This window comes from Streptomyces sp. M92, from assembly GCF_028473745.1.
Taxonomy (GTDB): Bacteria; Actinomycetota; Actinomycetes; order Streptomycetales; family Streptomycetaceae; genus Streptomyces.
The window spans coordinates 5271299-5288796 of the sequence record NZ_CP101137.1 but is presented as its reverse complement, the minus strand read 5'-3'; the positions used below and the strand labels follow the sequence as shown (position 1 = coordinate 5288796).

The following is a 17498-nucleotide window of genomic DNA, read 5'->3' as shown; positions in this document are numbered from 1 at the left end:
CGCCCCTTCCAAGGAATGAAGGCAGGCTAGCCTGACTTAGGGTTACCTAACTAGGCCGCCTGGCTGCCCTCCCGCCAGGCTCGCCACAGCCGTGCGTACCGGCCGCCCAGGGCGACCAGTTCCTCGTGCGTGCCTTCCTCGACGACCCGCCCCGCGTCCAGCACTACGATCCGGTCGGCCGCCATGGCCTGGGTCAGCCGGTGGGCGACGAAGAGGGTGGTCCGGCCCGCGCAGGCGGCCAGCACGGCGCGTTCCAGCTCGGCGGCGCCCTCGCTGCCCGCCTCCGCCGTCGACTCGTCCAGCACCACCACCGGCGACCGGCTCAGCACCAGCCGCGCCAGCGCGATCTGGGCGACCTTGGTGACGTCGAGGCGTTCACCGCCCTCGCCGACCGCGGTGTGCAGTCCGTCGGGCAGCGCGTCGGCCCAGTAACCGGCTCCCACCGTGCGCAGAGCGTCCGTGAGTTCGGCGTCGGTCGCCCCCGGCGCGGCCAGCCGCAGGTCGTCGGCGAGCGGGCCGGAGAACACGTGCGTCTCCTGGGTCAGGATGCTCACCAGGGCCCGCGCCCCGGCCTCGTCGAGGGACGCCAGGTCGGTCGTACCGATCCGCACCGACCCCGCCTCGGGGGTGCCGATGCCCGCGATGAGCGCGGCCAGCGTGGTCTTGCCCGCGCCGGTCGCCCCGACCAGGGCGAGCGAGCCGCCGGCCGGGATGGTCAGGGAGACGTCCCGCAGCACCGGCTGCTCGGTGCCGGGGTAGCGGAACGTCAGCCCCTTCACCGTCACGGGGTACGGCCCGGCGTCCGCCGTCGCGGACGCGTCGCCCACCAGCCGCTCCTCGGCCTCCTCCCCCAGTACGCCGACCAGCCGGGTGAGTCCGGCGCCCGACTTCTGCGCCTCGTCGAAGGTGAACATGATGGCGCCCAGGGGGGTGAACAGCCGGTGGAAGAGCAGCGGGGCGGCCGAGACCTCGCCCAGGGTGGCGGCACCGGCCTCCAGCAGGGCGTACCCCACCACGATGATCAGGGACAGACCGATGAACTCGGCGCGGTTCTCCCGGCCGACGAACCGGCCGAAGAAGCGGAACACCTCGATGCCGAGGTCGCGCACCCGCCAGGACTCGCGGGTGACCTGCTCGCGGAAGACCTCCTCGAGCCGGTACGCGCGGACCGTGTCGATGCCGTCGAGTCCGCTGATCAGGGCCTGCGCACGGTCGGCCTGGGCCCTGCGCTGCTTCCGGTAGAGCGGCGCGGACCTGGGCAGGTACCAGCGCAGGGCCAGCGCGTACGCGGGCAGCGCGCCGGCGCCCGCGAGACCGAGTCGCCAGTCCAGGCCGAACATCCCGGCAGTGGCGATGGCGACGAGGACGCCCGCCGAGAACACCGTGGGGACGGCGGTGCGGATGCCCTTGGAGATGACGGCCACGTCGTCGCCGACCCGGGAGAGCACGTCTCCCCGGCCGACCTGCTCGACGCGGGCGCTGGGCATCCCCAGTACCGCCCGCACGGCTCCTTCCCGCAGCCGGGCGAGCAGGTCGGCGCCGAGCCGCCCGACGAGGTACGTGGACGCCGCGCCGGCCGCCGCGCCGAGCAGCGCGGCGGCCACCATCAGGGCCCCGATCGTGACCAGGACCGACTGCGACTCGCCCTCGACGACGGCGTCGACCACGCGGCCCAGCAGCAGTACCGGGAGCACCTGGAGCGCGGCTCCAGCCACCGTGGTGAGCACGGTGGCGGTCGTCAGCCACGGCACCTCGCGGCAGTGCGCCGCGACCCAGCGGGCGGCCTCGCGTCCGGTCGCCGTGCGCAGAATCGCCGGGGCGACGGCTGTGTCGGTGCGGCTCACCCCTGCGCTGCCGCTTTGACCAGTTCGTCGATGGCGTAGGGCATGGACAGCAGGGTGCCCTGGGAGATGGCGGCGCCGACCGCCGGGCCCTCGCTGTCGAGCAGGTACGACACCTTGCCGTTCTTCACCGCGTTCAGGTTGTTGAACAGCTCGAACTTCTTCAGCGCGTCCTGGTCCGCCCGGTCGTTGATGACGAAGACGCGGTCGACGTCGACCAGGTCGAGCCGCTCCGGGGAGAGCGTCGTGTAGAAGTCGCCGCCCGCCACCTCGTCGATCTTCGTCTGGTACTTGAACCCGATGCCGGTCACGAGGCGCCCGCGTACGTCGGTGGAGGTGAAGGGCGCCACCGACTTGTCGTACCAGGACAGCACCACCGCGGTCCGGTCCGCGAACTCGGGGTGCTCCTTCTTGGCCGTGTCGAGCTTGGCCTGGATGCCGGCCACCATCTTCTCGCCCTCCTCGGCCTTGCCGAGCGCCTTGGCGATGTGGAGCGCGTTGTCCTGCCAGGGCGCGCTGAAGGGCTCCTTCTCGGTCTTGGTGCGGGCCACCGTCGGGGCGATCTTGGACAGCTTGTCGTAGGCGGCCCGGTCGATCTCGGAGTAGACCGCGACGATCAGGTCGGGGCGCAGGGCGGCGATCTTCTCGTAGTTGGGGCCGTCGTCGCCGTTCTTCATGACGACCTCGGGCCTGGTGTCACCCCACTTGTCCTTCACCCAGGGCCACTGGGTGTTGATGTCGGGACTCTGGCCGGCCGGGTTCGGGTACTGGTCGACCATGCCGACCGGCTTGATGCCGAAGGCCAGGACGGTCTGGTCGTCGGTGTAGCCGACGGAGACGACCCTCTCGGGAGCCTCGGTGACCTTCGTGGTGCCGAACGCGTGCTCCACGGTGACCGGGAAGTCGCCGCCGGCGGACGGGGCGTCGCCCGCCGCCTTGTCCGCCGGGTCGTCGGATTCGGAACCGCATCCTGCGAGGAGGCCGGCACCGAGGGCGGCGGCGGACAGTGCCGCCGCCAGTCGTCGCCAGGACCTGGTACGCGTCGTTCTGAGGAAGAGCATCCGGGGATCCCTTGCTGTCGCGCTGTCCGTGCGCCCCGTCTGAGGGCAGCAAACCTTATCGCGGTTGAGTGAGGTTAGCCTACCCTCACTACGACAACTCCGTTGCCGGTCAGTGGAGTTCGACGTGGGTCCGGCCTATCGGCACGATCAGCGGCCGGTCCCCCACCGGGTCCTCGATCACCTTGGCCCGCAGCCCGAAGGCCTCGTGCAGCAGTTCGGCGGTGATCACGTCGCGGGGGTGCCCCTGCGCCAGGATCGCGCCCTCCCGCATCACGACCAGGTTGTCGCTGTAGCGGGTGGCCAGGTTGAGGTCGTGCAGCACCATGACCACCGTGCACCCGGACTCGTGCAGGTCGTCCACCAGGTCCAGGACGTCGATCGCGTGCGCCAGGTCCAGGTAGGTGGTCGGCTCGTCCAGCAGGAGCAGGTCGGTGCCCTGGGCCAGGGTCATCGAGATCCACACACGCTGGCGCTGGCCGCCGGAGAGGGAGTCGACCGGGCGGTCGGCGAGGTCGGACACGCCGGTCATGGCCAGCGCGCGTGCCACCACGTCGGCGTCGTCCGAGGACCACTGCCGCAGCCAGCTCTGGTGCGGGTGACGGCCCCTGGCGACCAGGTCGGACACCGTCAGCCCCTCCGGCGCGACCGGCGCCTGCGGCAGCAGGCCGAGCTTCTTCGCCACGTCCCGGGTCCGGAGCTTCGCGATGTCGTCGCCGTCCAGCACCACCTTGCCGCCGGCCGGTTTCAGCAGCCGCGACAAGGTGCGCAACAGGGTCGACTTCCCGCACCCGTTGGGGCCGATGATGGTGGTGACGACCCCGGGCGGGACGGTCACGTCCAGGTCGTCGATGACGGTCCGGGCGCCGTACCCGACCGTGACGCCCCTGGCCGCCAGCCGTGCGGCGCCGTCGTTTCCGTCGGTTCCGTCGTTTCCGTCGTTTCCGTCGGTTACGGGCTTCACTCCGGTGATGGACTGAACGACCACAGGGCCCCCTTGTTTAGGCTCGCCTTACTTTGTACCAGCTACCGGCGGTTCGCCCGTACCAGCAGATAGACCAGGAACGGGCCGCCGATCGCGGCGGTGACGACACCGACGGGCAGGGAGACCGGCAACACCGCGCGGGCGACCAGGTCGGAGCCGGTCAGCAGCAGCGCCCCCACCATGCCGGAGGCCACCATGGGCGGGGTGGGATGTCTGCCCAGGCGCATCGCCACCTGCGGCGCCACCAGCGCGACGAACGGGACCGGTCCCGCCGCGCTCACGGCCGCGCCCGCCAGCAGCACCGCGCACAGCAGCAGCACGGCCCGCACCGTCGCGTACCGGACGCCGAGGCCGGCCGCGATCTCGTCGCCGAAGTGCAGGGGCTTGAACTGGAAGGCGACGCACGCCACGACGGCCAGCAGGGCGAGCGTGCACCACAGGGCGAGCGACACCTCGTCCCAGGACCGGTCGTCCAGCGAGCCGACCAGCCACGCCTGGGCCCTGGCCACGTCCCTGAGGTCGGCGGTGACGAGCAGCCAGGTGGTGATCGCCTGCATCATCGCGGTCACCGAGATGCCGATGAGGATCAGCCGGAAGCCGTCGATCCCCCGGCGCCAGGCCAGGAAGTACACCAGCAGACCGGTGCCGAGCCCGCCCGCGAGCGCCGCCGCCGACAGCCCCACGGAGTCGGTGATCGCCGCGGCGGTGCCGCCCGACACGGTCACCAGGAACACCGCGACCGCGCTCGCGCCGCTGGTGATGCCGAGCACGTCGGGGCTGGCCAGCGGGTTGCGCGCGATGGACTGGGTGATCGCCCCCGATACTCCGAGCGCGACGCCGACGACGAGCCCGGCCAGGGCGCGCGGCATCCGCAGGTCCATGATGACGAACGCGTCGACCTGATCGCCGCCGCCGAAGACCGTCGCGACCACCCGGGGCAGGGCGATCGGGAAGTCCCCGACACCGATGGACAGGCAGAACAGCAGGAAGGTCCCCGCCGCCAGCAGCAGGGTGACACCGGCCAGCCAGGGCCGCCAGACGAACGACACACCGCCGAGCCGCACGCCCGGCGCCAGGGACGTCTTCGCGTCCGTCCGATCGGTCCTCACGTCCGCCCCGTTCACGCGCTCTTGAACTTTCCACGCCACACCAGCACCGCGAAGAACGGGGCGCCGAGGAGGGAGACGACGATCCCCGCGTCCAGTTCGCCCGGCCGCACCACCAGGCGTCCCACGATGTCGCAGACCAGGAGGACGACGGCCCCGAGCAGCCCCGCGTACGGCACCAGCCAGCGGTAGTCCGGGCCGGTCAGGTACCGGGCCACGTGAGCCACCATCAGCCCGAGGAACGCGATGGGCCCGCACGCGGCGGTCGCCGCGCCCGCCAGCAGCGTGACGGCGACGATGCCGACGGTCCGGCTCCGTGCGATGTTCAGCCCCAGCCCCCGCGCCACGTCGTCGCCCAGGTTCAGCAGGTTGATCGCGGGCAGCGTGGACAAGGCCAGCAGCAGGCCGAGCGCGATGAACGCCGTCACGGGCCAGATGACGTCGAACCGGACGCCGGCCACCGAGCCCGCGTTCCAGAACCGCAGCGCGTTGAGCGACTCCTTGTCCGACAGGGCGACGGCGGTGGTCATCGCCGCGAGGAACACGGTGACCCCCTGCCCGGCCAGGGCGAGCGTCAGCGGGTTGCCGGCGCCCCGGCCGATGCTCGCCAGCCCGAAGACCACGACACCGGCGGCCGCGGCGCCCAGGAAGCCGAGCCAGACGTACTGGAACGGGCTGGTGAACCCGAACAGGGCGATCCCCGTCACCACGGCGAACGAGGCACCGGAGTTCACGCCCAGCAGGCCGGTGTCGGCGATGGGGTTGCGCGTGTAGCCCTGGATCAGCGCACCGCCGACGCCCAGGGCGACGCCCGCCACGACCGCGAGCACCGTGCGGGGGACCCGTACGGTCTGCACGATGAGCCTGATCTCGGTGAGCCGTTGACCGGACCCGGGTTCCGCGAGCAGCCCCTGCCACACGTCGGCGGGGCTCAAGGCGCGCGCGCCGACCGCCAGGGACGCCGCCGACGCCGCCACCAGGAGCGCCACGAGCACACCGAGGCCCACAACGCGCTTTCGGCGGGCCGGTGTTGTGCCCGGAGGCGCCGTGCTCCGGGGCGCAGTCGTGGTCATGGCGACGTACACTAACGCGCCGCGCTGCCGGTCCCGTCGGTGACCGCGCCGGAAGCGGTGCCGACGCCCCGGCCGAGGAGCGACCGCAGGATCTCGCCGACCCGGATGGCCGTGTTGGACAGCAGGGACGACGTGATGCCGTGGGTGTGCTCCGTGCCGCCCTGGAGGTAGATGCCGCAGCGCAGGCCGGAGTCCGTGGCGACGCGGTAGTCGCGCTCGACCTTGACCAGGCCCTCGTCGTCGCGCAGGCAGCGGTCCGCGACCTCGCCGAGCAGGCCGAGGGGGTCGGCCGGGCGGTAGCCGGTGGCGAAGACCACGACGTCCGCGTCCAGCAGGGTCTCCTCGCCGGTGACCAGGGAGGTCACGGTGGCCCGGACCTTCTCCGGCGTCTCCTTGACCTCGGTGAGCCGGGAGACGTTGAGGAAGCGCAGCCGCTCGGTGCCGAGGACCTTCTCCCGGTACGTCTGCCGGTACAGGTCGTCGATCAGGTCGATGTCCACCACGGAGTAGTTGGTGTTGCCGTGGTAGTCCATCAGCCGGCGTTTGACACCGGCGGGGGCGGCGAAGTACTCGTCCACCGCCTCGGGGTCGAAGATCCGGTTGGCGAAACCGCTGTCGTCGGCGGGGCTGTAGCCGTAGCGGGCGAAGACCGCGCAGACCTCGGCGCGCGGGAAGCGCCGGTGCAGGTAGGCGACGTTCTCGGCGGCGCTCTGCCCGGCGCCGACGACGACGAACCGGGACGGCGAGGTGCCCTCCAAGGCGTCCACCTTGGTGAGGAGTTCGGAGTTGTGCCAGACGCGGTCGCCGCGCTCGACGCCCTCGGGCAGGAGGGGTCGCAGCCCGGTGCCGATGACGAGGTTGCGGGTCCGGTGCACCTCCAGCCCCTCCCCCGAACGGACCGTCACCTCCAGGTGCCGCACGGCCCCGTCCCGCTCGACGGGTGCGACGCCGACGACCTCGTGGCCGTAGGAGACCATGTCGTCGACCTTGGCCGCGGCCCACTCGAGGTAGTCGTGGAACTCGACCCGCAGCGGGAAGAGGTTCTTGTGGTTGATGAAGTCGATCAGCCGTCCCTTGCTCTGGAGGTAGCAGAGGAAGCTGAACTCGCTTGCCGGATTCCTCAGCGTCACCAGGTCCTTGAGGAAGGACACCTGCATGGTGGCGTCGTCGATCAGCATGCCCCGGTGCCAGCCGAAGCGCGGCTGCTGCTCGAAGAAGCGGGCGGTGACCGGCTCCCGTCCGTCGGGGCGTGCGTTGTGCTCACTCAGTGCGATCGCCATGGCGACATTGGACGGCCCGAAGCCGATGCCAATGAGGTCGTGGACCAGTGTTGCGTCATCAGGAAGAACCTGTGACATGTCACTCCCATCCTGCGGCCGCCGAAACTTAGGTGAGCCTAAGCTAATGCGATGCGGACTGTCGATAGGGCGATCGGGAAGCCTCCACCCCCAACCGGGGTGCCGCGCAAGGCCGTTGTCCACTAAGGTAAGCCTTGCTTTACTGCCCGGGCCGCCGTCCCCTGCCTCGAGGAGGTACCCCATGCGGGTCGTCATGTTCGGCTACCAGACCTGGGGGCACCGCACCCTGCAAGCGCTCCTGGACTCCGAACACGACGTGGTGCTGGTCGTGACGCACCCGAGGAGCGAGCACGCGTACGAGAAGATCTGGAGCGACTCCGTCGCCGACCTCGCCGAGGAACACGGCGTCCCGGTGCTGATCCGCAACCGTCCCGACGACGACGAGCTGTTCGAGCGCCTCAAAGAGGCCGACCCCGACATCATCGTGGCGAACAACTGGCGGACGTGGATCCCCCCGCACATCTTCGGGCTGCCGCGCCACGGCACGCTGAACGTGCACGACTCGCTGCTGCCCGAGTACGCCGGCTTCTCCCCGCTGATCTGGGCGCTGATCAACGGCGAGTCCGAAGTGGGCGTCACCGCGCACATGATGAACGACGAACTCGACGCCGGGGACATCGTCCGGCAGGAGGCGGTGCCCGTCGGACCGACGGACACCGCGACCGACCTCTTCCACAAGACCGTCGACCTCATCGCGCCGGTCACCATCGGCGCACTGGGTCTCATCGCCGCCGGCCGGACCGAGTTCACCAAGCAGGACCGGTCCAGGGCCAGCTTCTTCCACAAACGGTCCGCCGAGGACATCCGGATCGACTGGGGCTGGCCGGCCCAGGATCTGGAGCGCCTGGTCCGCGCCCAGTCCGAGCCCTACCCCAGCGCCTTCACCTACCACCGGGGCAGGCGGCTGGAAGTGCTCGCCGCAGTGGTGTCCCAGGGCCGTTACGGCGGCACTCCCGGCCGCGTCTTCTACCGTGAGGGCGACGGCGTGGTGATCGTCGCCGGCGCCGACGCCCGGACCGGCCGCAACCACGGCCTGGCCATCACCCGGGTACGGACCGAGGACGGCCGGGAGCTGCCCGCGACGGAGTACTTCACCTCCATGGGCGGATACCTGACCAGCCGTCCCTGATCCGCACGGCGCGCCGACGGCACGGCCGCCGTCAGAGGCGACCTCCCCGGACCACCCTGAACGTGCCCGGACCGGCGGGCAGTTCCACCGTGTACCGGCTCAGGTACGTGTCGAGGAACGGGGAGCGGTCGCCGGGGGTGGCGACGTCGTCGGCGGGGTCGTCCAGGGCCAGCCGGAGCCTGGCGCCCCGGACCTCGACGGTCTCGCCGGAGGGCGTGTCGCGCCATGAGCCGGTCTGGATCGAACCGATCTCCACGGCCAGGACGTGCCCCGCCGCCAGCGTCCAGTCGGTGGCCTTCAGGTCGACGGTCAGCCGGCCCCGGTCCACCAGGGACACCTGCTCGTCGAACATGACGGCGGTGCCGTCCGGGGCGACGTCGTACAGCTTGAGCATGATGTTGCCCTCGCCCTTGGCGGTCAGGGACACCTGCGGGGTGCCGGTGACGCGCACCGCCTGCTTCAGCGGCTTCGACCACACGAAGAAGCTGGAGCCGACCGCACCGCCCCGCTGCCGCTTCGCCGCCTCCCCGGCGAGTCCCTCAGGGGCGGTGTGCTCGGTGGCCGGTGCGTTCTCCATGTCCCACCGGCCGGCCGGCGGCGCGGGCGGACGCGGTGCCGGGGTGCCGGACGCGGTCAGCGCCGCGCGGGCGGACGCGCCGCCGTCGTCCACGTACGAGCCGCCGCCGAGCGGCAGGGTGACCGACCGCTCGGTGACCGGCCAGGTGCGCTGGGCGCGCCAGGCGCCCGTGGAGTCCTCGACGGCGTAGGCCGGGTAGCGGACTTCCGGCCTGACGCCCTTGAGGTACTGGTCGTAAAAGGACAGCGTCTCCTCGTACCAACCCTCGCGGCCCATGGCGAGACGTCCGTCGGGGGTGCGGTCACCGCCGCGCACGTGGTCCCACTGACCGAGCCAGCCGCGCTCGGGGCCCTCGTGGTTGTCGAGGTACTCCTGCATCTCCTCGGGTTTGGTGTTGGGCTCGACGAAGCCCTGCGTGACGAAGAGCGGTGTGTCGCTGCCCCTGGCCATCCGGGCCAGGTCGCGGGAGGCCCAGTGCTCGTCCCGCTGGTCGGCTCTTCGGTACCCGGCGGAGTTCTCCGTCAGGCACTGTGGACGCGTCTGCTCGTAGCGGGCGTTCGCCCGGTAGCGCGGGTCGTCGTCCGCCATCGGGGGCATCGTGGCGATGGAGTTGTACGCGCCGGCGGTGCCGGTCACGTTCGGGCGGGGCACGCCGTTGGAGTAGATGTACTGGTACATGTCCCACAGGGGTTCCTGGGCGACGACGGCCTTGAGCGCGCGCTGGTCCAGGTTGTTGCCGATGAGGCCGGTTACGGCGTCGTAGGACTTGCCGTACATGCCCACCGCGCCGGTGGACCACGGCTGCTTCGCGGCCCAGTCGATCGCGGCCCTGACGTCGGCCTGCTCGCCGGGTCCGCCCCAGTCGAAGCAGCCGGTGGAGCCGCCGAAGCCGCGCAGGTCCACCATGACGAAGGCGTACCCCTCGTCGAACAGGTCGGTGCCCTCGACGAAGTCCTGGAAGCGGGCCGAGGGCCCGGTGTGGCTCCAGCCCTCCGGGCCGGTCTGCCCGGCGTGGGCGAAGTACGGGCCGACCGAGAGGATGACGGGCACCTTGTCGTCGCGGGACAGCCCCTCGGGCAGCAGGACGTCGGCGTGCAGCTCGGTGCCGGAGTCGTCGGAGGACGGGAAGTAGTGCTGCGTCCAGACCGAGCCCTCGGGGACACGGTCGTTCTCCTCGTGCGTGACGGGGTCGGTCGCGGTGGCGACCGGCGGGGCCTGCGCCTCTCCCGCCGCTGCGGCGGGGCCGGCCAGGCCGGCGGTCAGGGCGAGGGTGGCGATGAGCGCGGAGGTGCTTCGGGCGGCCGCGCGACGTGCTCTCACATGCTCCTCCTCGGACGGTGGGTGCAGGTGGTGCATGTGACGCAGGTGTAGCAGTGATGCGGTCGTACGTCGATGGGGCCTACAAGTTCCCTCCTCCGGCCAGAGTTTGGGGAGCGACGGCGGTGACCGGGCGTCAGTCGCGCAGCTCGGCGAGACGTTGGAGGTCCTCGCGGAGCGACTCCCGTTCACCGGCCGTGAGTCGGACGGCGGCCGCCCGGGCGAGCGCCGACGCCCTGGCTCCCTCGTCGCCCAGCCGCCCGGCGACGTCCGCCCGCAGCACGAGGAGCCGGAGCAGTTGCGCCGGCGTGGGCCGCTCGTCGTCGAGACCGAGCACCCGGTCGACGACCTTCGCGGCGCCCGCCGGGTCCTCCTTCGAGTCCGCGAGGAGCAGGGCGTGGTGCAGGGCACGGGCGAAGGTCTCCTCGGGGGCGCTCCGGCGGCGGGGGCCGGCGGAGGGCTGTCCGACGCGGACGCAGTTGCCGCCCGGGTCGGTCATGAGGAACTGCCGCACCCCGTACGACATGTCCCTGAGCGGCCCGATGCGGGGCAGCCCGCGCGTGGGGATCCTGCCGTACGCCGCCTTGAGCCCCGCCCGGAAGGAGGCGTGCAGCCCGTCCACGTCGTCGGTGAGGACGTAGCAGGTGCCGAGTGACGCGGCGGGCTCGTGCGCCTTGAGCGCGAAGAACTGCAACTCGATGCCGCCCCGCTCGACGACCGCGTACGGGTTGGGGCTGTTCTGCCGGTACGTCACCTCGAAGCCGAGGGCGGTGTAGAAGTCGAGCACGGGCTGGAGGGTCCGGCACGGCAGGATCGGGATCGTCTTCTCGGCCATGCGGCCCAGTCTAGTCAAATTTGACCAGCAAATGTCATCCGTTCACCGTCCACCCCGTCACGCCCACCACCTCCCGGGCGATGTCCACGACCCGGCGCCCGTCGGTTCCCACCCGGACGGTGTCCGCCGGCGCCCCCTCGTCCAGCAGCCGCGCCTTGCGGGCGCTGCCGGCCAGCTCCTGCTGGAGCTCCGAGCCGAGCTCCCGCCCCGTCAGACGCGCGCCGGCGGTGGCGTCGGACGCCGTGAGCAGGACCCGGACGAGCCGCACGTCCGCCCCCATCGCGCGCCGGAACATGCCTTCCGCCTCGGGCAGTACGCTCACGGTGTTCGTGTAGACCATGCGACGGTGGCCGAGCCGGGCGTAGTTCGCCCACACCGCCGTCAGATTGCTCTCGGTGATGCGCGACCTGCGGGGGTCGCCTTCCGGGGCGGGGTGCACCTGGCCCAGGAAATCGCCCTCGACGACCACGTGGGCCACCGAAGCGGCCCGCAGCAGCACCGAAACCTCCCACGCCACCGTCGTCTTGCCGACACCCGCACGTCCTCCGATGAGCAGCACTTCCGTGTGATTCATGGGAGCAGCCTGCCAGTCGCGCGAAATCGCCCGCACGCCGTCCGGTGCCTAAGGTTGGGCACACTGAGGCATACCGGAACTGGGTCGAACCGGGGAGGTACGGCGACATGGCGCGCAGCGTCGAAGCGGTCCGGCGAACGGTCCTGGGCTCCCTGGGGGGCGTACTGGTCGCGGTCGGCCTCGCGCTGCTGGTGCTGCCCGGTCCGGGCCTGCTGCTCGTGTTCGCCGGAATGGTGCTGCTGTCGCGCGCCGTCCCCGCCCTGGACCGGTTCGTCGGTCCCGTCCGGCGGCAGGCCATGCGCGCGGCCGAGGAGAGCGTGTCCTCGCCGTGGCGGATCGCCGGCTCGGTCACGGCCGGGCTGTGCCTCGTCGGCGCGGGCGTGGCCTGGGGCCTGATGCCCCGGCTGCCGTACTCCGGATGGGCAACCGGGGCGAGCCTGATCGTCTCCGGCGTCGTCCTGTTCGCCCTGCTCGCCTGGAGCCACCGGCGCGTCCGCACGGGCCGGCGCGACTGAGCGGGTCCCGTCTTCCGCCGGGCCTGGCACCGGGCCACTTTGAACACAGCGATGACAAAGTATGGACATGTCAAGCGGAAGTCTCCTACCTTGGCGGCGGAACCACAGTCGTACCGCACGAAGACCGGAGCGACATCCGGCACGGTCCGGTCCCCACGTCCCGGAGGACCAATGCGCCCACGCCTGTTCCCGCGTGCCCGAAGACACCTCATCCTCCTGCTGGCGTCGGCCGTCTCGGCCGGCGGCTTCCTCGCCGCCCCCGCGTCCGCAGCGGACCGCGCGGACATCCCGCCGCAGGAACCCGGAGTCACCCTGCGCGTCTTCGACGTGCAGACGCCGCTGAGCGAGATCTGCACCCTCAAGCCCGGCCAGACCCCCAACCACGACAAGCTGATGCCGACGGTCGACTGGTCGACCACCGCCGACTTCGGAGGCATCGCCGACAACTTCGTCTCGGAGGCCACCGGTTACCTGGTCGCGCCGCGCGACGGCACCTACGCCTTCCGGCTCACCAGCGACGACGGCTCACGGCTGACCCTGGACGGCACCACGGTCATCGACCACGACGGACTGCACGGGGCCGAGCCGAAGGACGGCGCGCTCGACCTCACCGCGGGATCGCACCCGCTGCGCGTCGAGCACTTCGACCGCGGCGGCGGACAGCAGCTCACGCTCTCCTGGCGCCCGCCGGGCGAGACCGGGTTCACCGTCGTACCCAACGAGGCGCTGACCACCGACGCCGGGGTCGTCCGCGTGACGGCGCCGGGGCGCAAGGAGTGCGAGGCCGGCACCGACACGCCCGGCGACGGGCTGCCGCTGACCTCGGTGCGTCCCGACCTCACCCTCACCGACCTGCGTCCCGAAGGGTTCGAACCGCAGGTCACCGGCATGGACTGGCTGCCCGACGGACGCCTCGCGATCAGCACCTGGGGCGGCACCGACAACGTTGCCGGTGAGGTGTACCTGCTCGACAACGTCACCGGCGCGACCAGCCGGGACAAGGTCACCGTGAAGAAGGTGGCCGACGGGCTGCGCGAGCCCATGGGCATCAAGTACGTCGACGGTTCGCTCTACGTCTCCCAGAAGCACGAGTTGACGCGGCTGGTGGACGAGAACGACGACGACGTGACCGACGCGTACCGCACGGTCGCCACCTGGCCGTACGGCGGCAACTTCCACGAGTTCGCCTTCGGCCTGCTCTACCGCGACGGCTACTTCTACGTGAACCTGTCCGTCGCCATCGACCTGGGCGGCGCGACCACCGACCCGCAGCCCGCACCGGACCGCGGGACCACTTACAAGATCAGCAAGAAGACCGGGAAGATCACCCCGATCGCGGGCGGTCTGCGTACGCCCAACGGCATCGGCTGGGGCCCCGGCGGCGGTCTCTTCGTCACCGACAACCAGGGCGGATGGCTGCCCGCGTCGAAGCTCGTCCAGATCAAGCAGGACCGCTTCTTCAACCACTACACCGAGCCCGCGGGCCCCTTCGAGGACTCCCCCGTCACCGAGCCGGTGCTGTGGCTGCCGCAGAACGAGATCGGCAACTCGCCCTCCACCCCGCTGCACCTGAAGAAGGGGGTGTTCGCCGGCCAGATGCTGATCGGCGACGTCACCTACGGCGGTCTGCAGCGCGCCTACCTGGAGAAGGTGAAGGGCCAGTACCAGGGCGCCGTCTTCCGCTACACCCAGGGCCTGGAGGCCGGCGTCAACCGCGTCACCATGGGACCGGACGGGGCCGTCTACGCGGGCGGCCTGGGCGCGGACGGCAACTGGGGCCAGGCGGGCAAGCTGAAGTTCGGCCTGCAGAAGCTCACGCCCAACGGCCGCGACACCTTCGACATCCAGAAGATGCGAGCCGTGCCCGGCGGCTTCGACCTGACGTACACCCAGCCGGTGTCCGACGAGACCGCGGCGAAGCTGGCCGAGCGCTACGACGTCCGGCAGTGGCACTACACCCCGACCGCCGACTACGGCGGCCCCAAGATCGCCGAGGAGGAGCTGTCCGTGCGCTCGGCGACCCTCTCGAAGGACGGCCGGACCGTCCGACTGCGCCTGGACGGGCTCAAGCCGGACCGCGTGGTCCACGTGCGCTCACCGCGCCCCTTCACCTCCGCGTCCGGTGAGACGCTGTGGAGCACGGAGGCCTGGTACACGCTCAACGAGATGCCCGGCAAGCAGCCGCCGCCCGCCACCCTCTACGAGGCCGAGGAGGCCCGGCTCACCGGCGAGGCCGGCATCGACACCGACCACGTCGGCTACTCCGGCAGCGGATTCGTCGACCGCTACGCCACCGAGGGCGAGGCCGCCACGACCTTCGACGTGACCGTTCCGAGGGCGGGCACCTACGACGTGGGACTGCGCTATTCCAACGGCCCGCACCCCTTCGAGGGCACCAAGTCCCTCTCCCTGTACGCCAACGGGAAGAAGGTGCGACAGACGGACCTGCCCTCCACCGGGGACTGGGACACCTGGTCCACGCGGACCGAAGGCGTGCGCCTGCGGGCCGGACACAACACGGTCTCCTACCGGTACGACCCCGGTGACACCGGCCATGTCAACCTCGACCTGATCACCGTGCACCGGCGGGGCGCGCCCGTCGACCTGTTCGACGGCACGGCCGCCTCGCAGGACCAGTGGCAGCACACGGACGGCAGGGACGTGGCCTGGCCGCTGGCCGAGGAGCGGTCGATGGAGGTGTGCTGCGGCGACATCCGCACCAAGGACGCCTACCAGGACTTCAAGCTGCACGTGGAGTTCCGCGTCCCGCAACTGCCGCCGGACGTGACGGGCCAGGACCGCGGCAACAGCGGCATCTACCTCCAGGACCGCTACGAACTCCAGATCCTCGACTCCTACCGGGACACCACCCTCGCGGACAACGAGGCCGGGGCGCTGTACCTGAAGAAGGCCCCCGACACCAACGCGGCGACCGCGCCCGGGACGTGGCAGACCTACGACATCGTCTTCCGCGCGGCCCGCTACGACGACAGCGGCCGCAAGACCGCCGACGCGCGGGTGAGCGTGGTGTGGAACGGCGAGAAGGTCCACGACGACGTGGTCCTCGACGGTCCGACCGCGGGCGGCCGGGCCGAGACACCGGCGGCCGGGGCGATCCGGTTGCAGGACCACGGGAACAAGGTCCGGTTCCGTGACATCCGGATTCAGCCGCTGAGCTGATCCCGGGCGGGGCGAGGTGTGCGGGGTGGCCGTCGGCGGCCGCCCCGCACGTCGTGCGCCGTCCGACACTCGGCCCGTATCCGCCGGGGACCACTGGGTACGCTGAGTGAGGAGTCACCGCACATCGAACAAGGAGCGGAATTGAGCGAGCCGGCGTCCATCGCCCTGCAACTGGAGATCGCCCGGGAACTGGAGGTCGCCGAGACCTTCGACGCCGAGCGGGAGATCGAGCGCCGGGTGGCCTTCCTGACCGAGCGGCTGACCTCCACCGGCCTGCGCTGCCTGGTCCTCGGCATCAGCGGCGGTGTCGACTCGACCACCGCGGGGCGGCTGTGCCAGCTCGCCGCGGAGCGGGCCCGGGCCGAGGGGCACGAGGCGAGCTTCTACGCGATGCGGCTGCCGCACGGCGTCCAGGCCGACGAGCACGACGCCCAGCGCGCGCTCTCCTTCATCCAGGCCGACCACGTGCTGACCGTCGACATCAAGCCCGCGAGCGACGCCATGCTCGACGCGCTGCTCGCCGCCGACGTGGCCTTCCGCGACGCCCACCACCAGGACTTCGTGCACGGCAACATCAAGGCCAGACAGCGCATGATCGCCCAGTACGCCGTGGCCGGCGCGCACAACGGGCTGGTCGTGGGGACGGACCACGCCGCCGAGGCGGTCTCCGGCTTCTTCACCAAGTTCGGCGACGGCGCCGCCGACCTGGTCCCGCTGACCGGACTCACCAAGCGCCGGGTGCGTGCCGTCGCCGAGGCGCTGGGTGCGCCGGCCGAGCTGGTGGGGAAGGTCCCGACGGCCGACCTGGAGTCCCTCGCCCCCGGCAAGGCCGACGAGGACGCCCTCGGTGTCACCTACGACGACATCGACGACTTCCTGGAGGGCAAGCCGGTGAAACAGGACGCCTTCGAGAAGATCGTCTCCCGCTACCGGGCGACGGACCACAAGCGCCGGATGCCCATCGGCCCCTGAGGCTCCACCCACGCCCGTCAAGCCGCACTCTATGTGCGGCTTGTCGCTTATCACCTTAATGTGTCGACTGAGAGACGCGGTCGGTCGACGCCGGTCCAGCCGGCGGAAGGTGAGCTTCCATGGCTGCACGGCTCAAGAAGTCAGGTCTGCTCGGTGAACTGTCGGCGGAGTTCGCCGGCACGATGATCCTCATCCTCTTCGGCTGCGGTGTGGTGGCGCAGGTGGCCGCGGGCGGGGCCCTCACCGATCCGGAGGGCGGCCTCGGGGACCACGACAGCATCTCGTGGGCGTGGGGCCTCGGCGTCACACTGGGCGTCTATGTGGCCGCGCGGCTGAGCGGCGCCCACATCAACCCCGCGGTGACGCTCGGCCTCGCGGTGTTCAAGGGCTTCCCGTGGCGGAAGGTCGCGCCCTACGCGCTGGCCCAGACGGCCGGCGCCTTCGTGGCCGCGCTCCTGGTCCGCTGGAACTACTCCGAGGCGCTGGCGAAGGCCGACCCCGGACACACCATCAAGACGCAGACCGTGTTCTCGACGCTCCCCGCCAACGGGAACACCGCGCTGCCGGTCCACGAGTGGGGCGCCTTCCGCGACCAGGTCATCGGCACCGCCATCCTGCTGTTGCTGGTCATGGCCATCACGGACCTGCTCAACACACCGCCGGGCGCCAACCTGGCCCCGTTCATCATCGGCCTGGTGGTGGTCGCCATCGGCATGGCCTTCGGCACCAACGCGGGCTACGCCATCAACCCGGCCCGCGACTTCGGCCCCCGGCTCGCGAGCTTCCTCACCGGATACGGCGGGGCCTGGCGGGACCAGTACGGGAACCTCTACTTCTGGGTACCGATCCTCGGGCCGCTCATCGGCGGCGTGCTCGGAGCGGGACTGTACAAGGCGCTCGTCGGCCGGTTCCTGCCGACCGCGGAGCCCGAGCCGACAGGGCGCGTACCGGCGCCCGAGGACTGACACACCGGCCGGA

The 17498-nt window shown here is 71.2% G+C and carries 14 protein-coding genes; 5 read left to right on the top strand and 9 right to left on the bottom strand.

Annotated features, from left to right (window positions below; genetic code table 11):
* Positions 1–50 precede the first annotated feature (50 nt).
* From M6G08_RS23830 to M6G08_RS23805, 6 genes are all read right to left on the bottom strand, one after another.
* Positions 51–1844: an ABC transporter ATP-binding protein gene (locus tag M6G08_RS23830; RefSeq protein WP_272589203.1), complete on the bottom strand. Its 1794-nt coding sequence runs from the start codon at positions 1842–1844 to the stop codon at positions 51–53.
* On the bottom strand, positions 1841–2902 hold the full coding sequence (locus M6G08_RS23825) for an iron-siderophore ABC transporter substrate-binding protein (RefSeq protein WP_272589202.1): 1062 nt from the start codon (positions 2900–2902) through the stop codon (positions 1841–1843). Before M6G08_RS23825 ends, M6G08_RS23830 begins: the two co-directional genes overlap by 4 nt.
* Before the next feature lie 109 nt (positions 2903–3011).
* Positions 3012–3863 carry an ABC transporter ATP-binding protein gene (locus tag M6G08_RS23820; protein ID WP_443048896.1) on the bottom strand — a complete coding sequence of 284 codons (852 nt, stop codon included), beginning with the start codon at positions 3861–3863 and terminating at the stop codon, positions 3012–3014.
* Positions 3864–3925: 62 nt separating this feature from the next.
* Positions 3926–4993, bottom strand: coding sequence for a FecCD family ABC transporter permease (locus M6G08_RS23815; RefSeq protein ID WP_272589201.1), 1068 nt, complete (start codon positions 4991–4993; stop codon positions 3926–3928).
* Positions 4994–5004: 11 nt separating this feature from the next.
* Positions 5005–6063 (bottom strand): FecCD family ABC transporter permease, encoded by a 1059-nt coding sequence (locus M6G08_RS23810; protein ID WP_272589200.1) that lies wholly within the window; start codon positions 6061–6063, stop codon positions 5005–5007.
* An 11-nt stretch (positions 6064–6074) separates the two neighbouring features.
* Entirely contained in the window at positions 6075–7421 is a 1347-nt protein-coding gene (locus M6G08_RS23805) for a lysine N(6)-hydroxylase/L-ornithine N(5)-oxygenase family protein (RefSeq protein ID WP_272589199.1), read from the bottom strand.
* 181 nt (positions 7422–7602) lie between these two features.
* Here M6G08_RS23805 and M6G08_RS23800 point away from each other — a divergent pair, with 181 nt between their 5' ends.
* On the top strand, positions 7603–8550 hold the full coding sequence (locus M6G08_RS23800; RefSeq protein WP_272589198.1) for a methionyl-tRNA formyltransferase: 948 nt from the start codon (positions 7603–7605) through the stop codon (positions 8548–8550).
* Positions 8551–8581: 31 nt separating this feature from the next.
* Here M6G08_RS23800 and M6G08_RS23795 read toward each other — a convergent pair whose 3' ends face one another.
* The 3 genes from M6G08_RS23795 to M6G08_RS23785 form a co-directional block, all read right to left on the bottom strand.
* Complete coding sequence (locus M6G08_RS23795; RefSeq protein WP_272589197.1) at positions 8582–10447, bottom strand: CocE/NonD family hydrolase; 1866 nt, start codon at positions 10445–10447, stop codon at positions 8582–8584.
* A gap of 133 nt (positions 10448–10580) precedes the next feature.
* Positions 10581–11279: a bleomycin resistance protein gene (locus tag M6G08_RS23790; protein ID WP_272589196.1), complete on the bottom strand. Its 699-nt coding sequence runs from the start codon at positions 11277–11279 to the stop codon at positions 10581–10583.
* Positions 11280–11313: 34 nt separating this feature from the next.
* Positions 11314–11853 (bottom strand): P-loop nucleotide/nucleoside kinase family protein, encoded by a 540-nt coding sequence (locus M6G08_RS23785; RefSeq protein ID WP_272589195.1) that lies wholly within the window; start codon positions 11851–11853, stop codon positions 11314–11316.
* Between the two features lie 107 nt (positions 11854–11960).
* On the opposite strand from M6G08_RS23785, the gene M6G08_RS23780 reads away from it, so the two are divergent.
* The 4 genes from M6G08_RS23780 (at position 11961) to M6G08_RS23765 (ending at position 17485) form a co-directional block, all read left to right on the top strand.
* Positions 11961–12368, top strand: a complete 408-nt coding sequence (locus M6G08_RS23780; protein ID WP_272589194.1) for a PGPGW domain-containing protein — start codon at positions 11961–11963, stop codon at positions 12366–12368.
* A 171-nt stretch (positions 12369–12539) separates the two neighbouring features.
* Positions 12540–15548, top strand: coding sequence for a 3-keto-alpha-glucoside-1,2-lyase-like domain-containing protein (locus M6G08_RS23775; RefSeq protein WP_272589193.1), 3009 nt, complete (start codon positions 12540–12542; stop codon positions 15546–15548).
* Between the two features lie 141 nt (positions 15549–15689).
* Positions 15690–16520, top strand: a complete 831-nt coding sequence (gene nadE / locus M6G08_RS23770) for an NAD(+) synthase (protein ID WP_272589192.1) — start codon at positions 15690–15692, stop codon at positions 16518–16520.
* A 119-nt stretch (positions 16521–16639) separates the two neighbouring features.
* On the top strand, positions 16640–17485 hold the full coding sequence (locus M6G08_RS23765; protein ID WP_272589191.1) for an MIP/aquaporin family protein: 846 nt from the start codon (positions 16640–16642) through the stop codon (positions 17483–17485).
* The last annotated feature ends 13 nt before the right edge of the window (positions 17486–17498 follow it).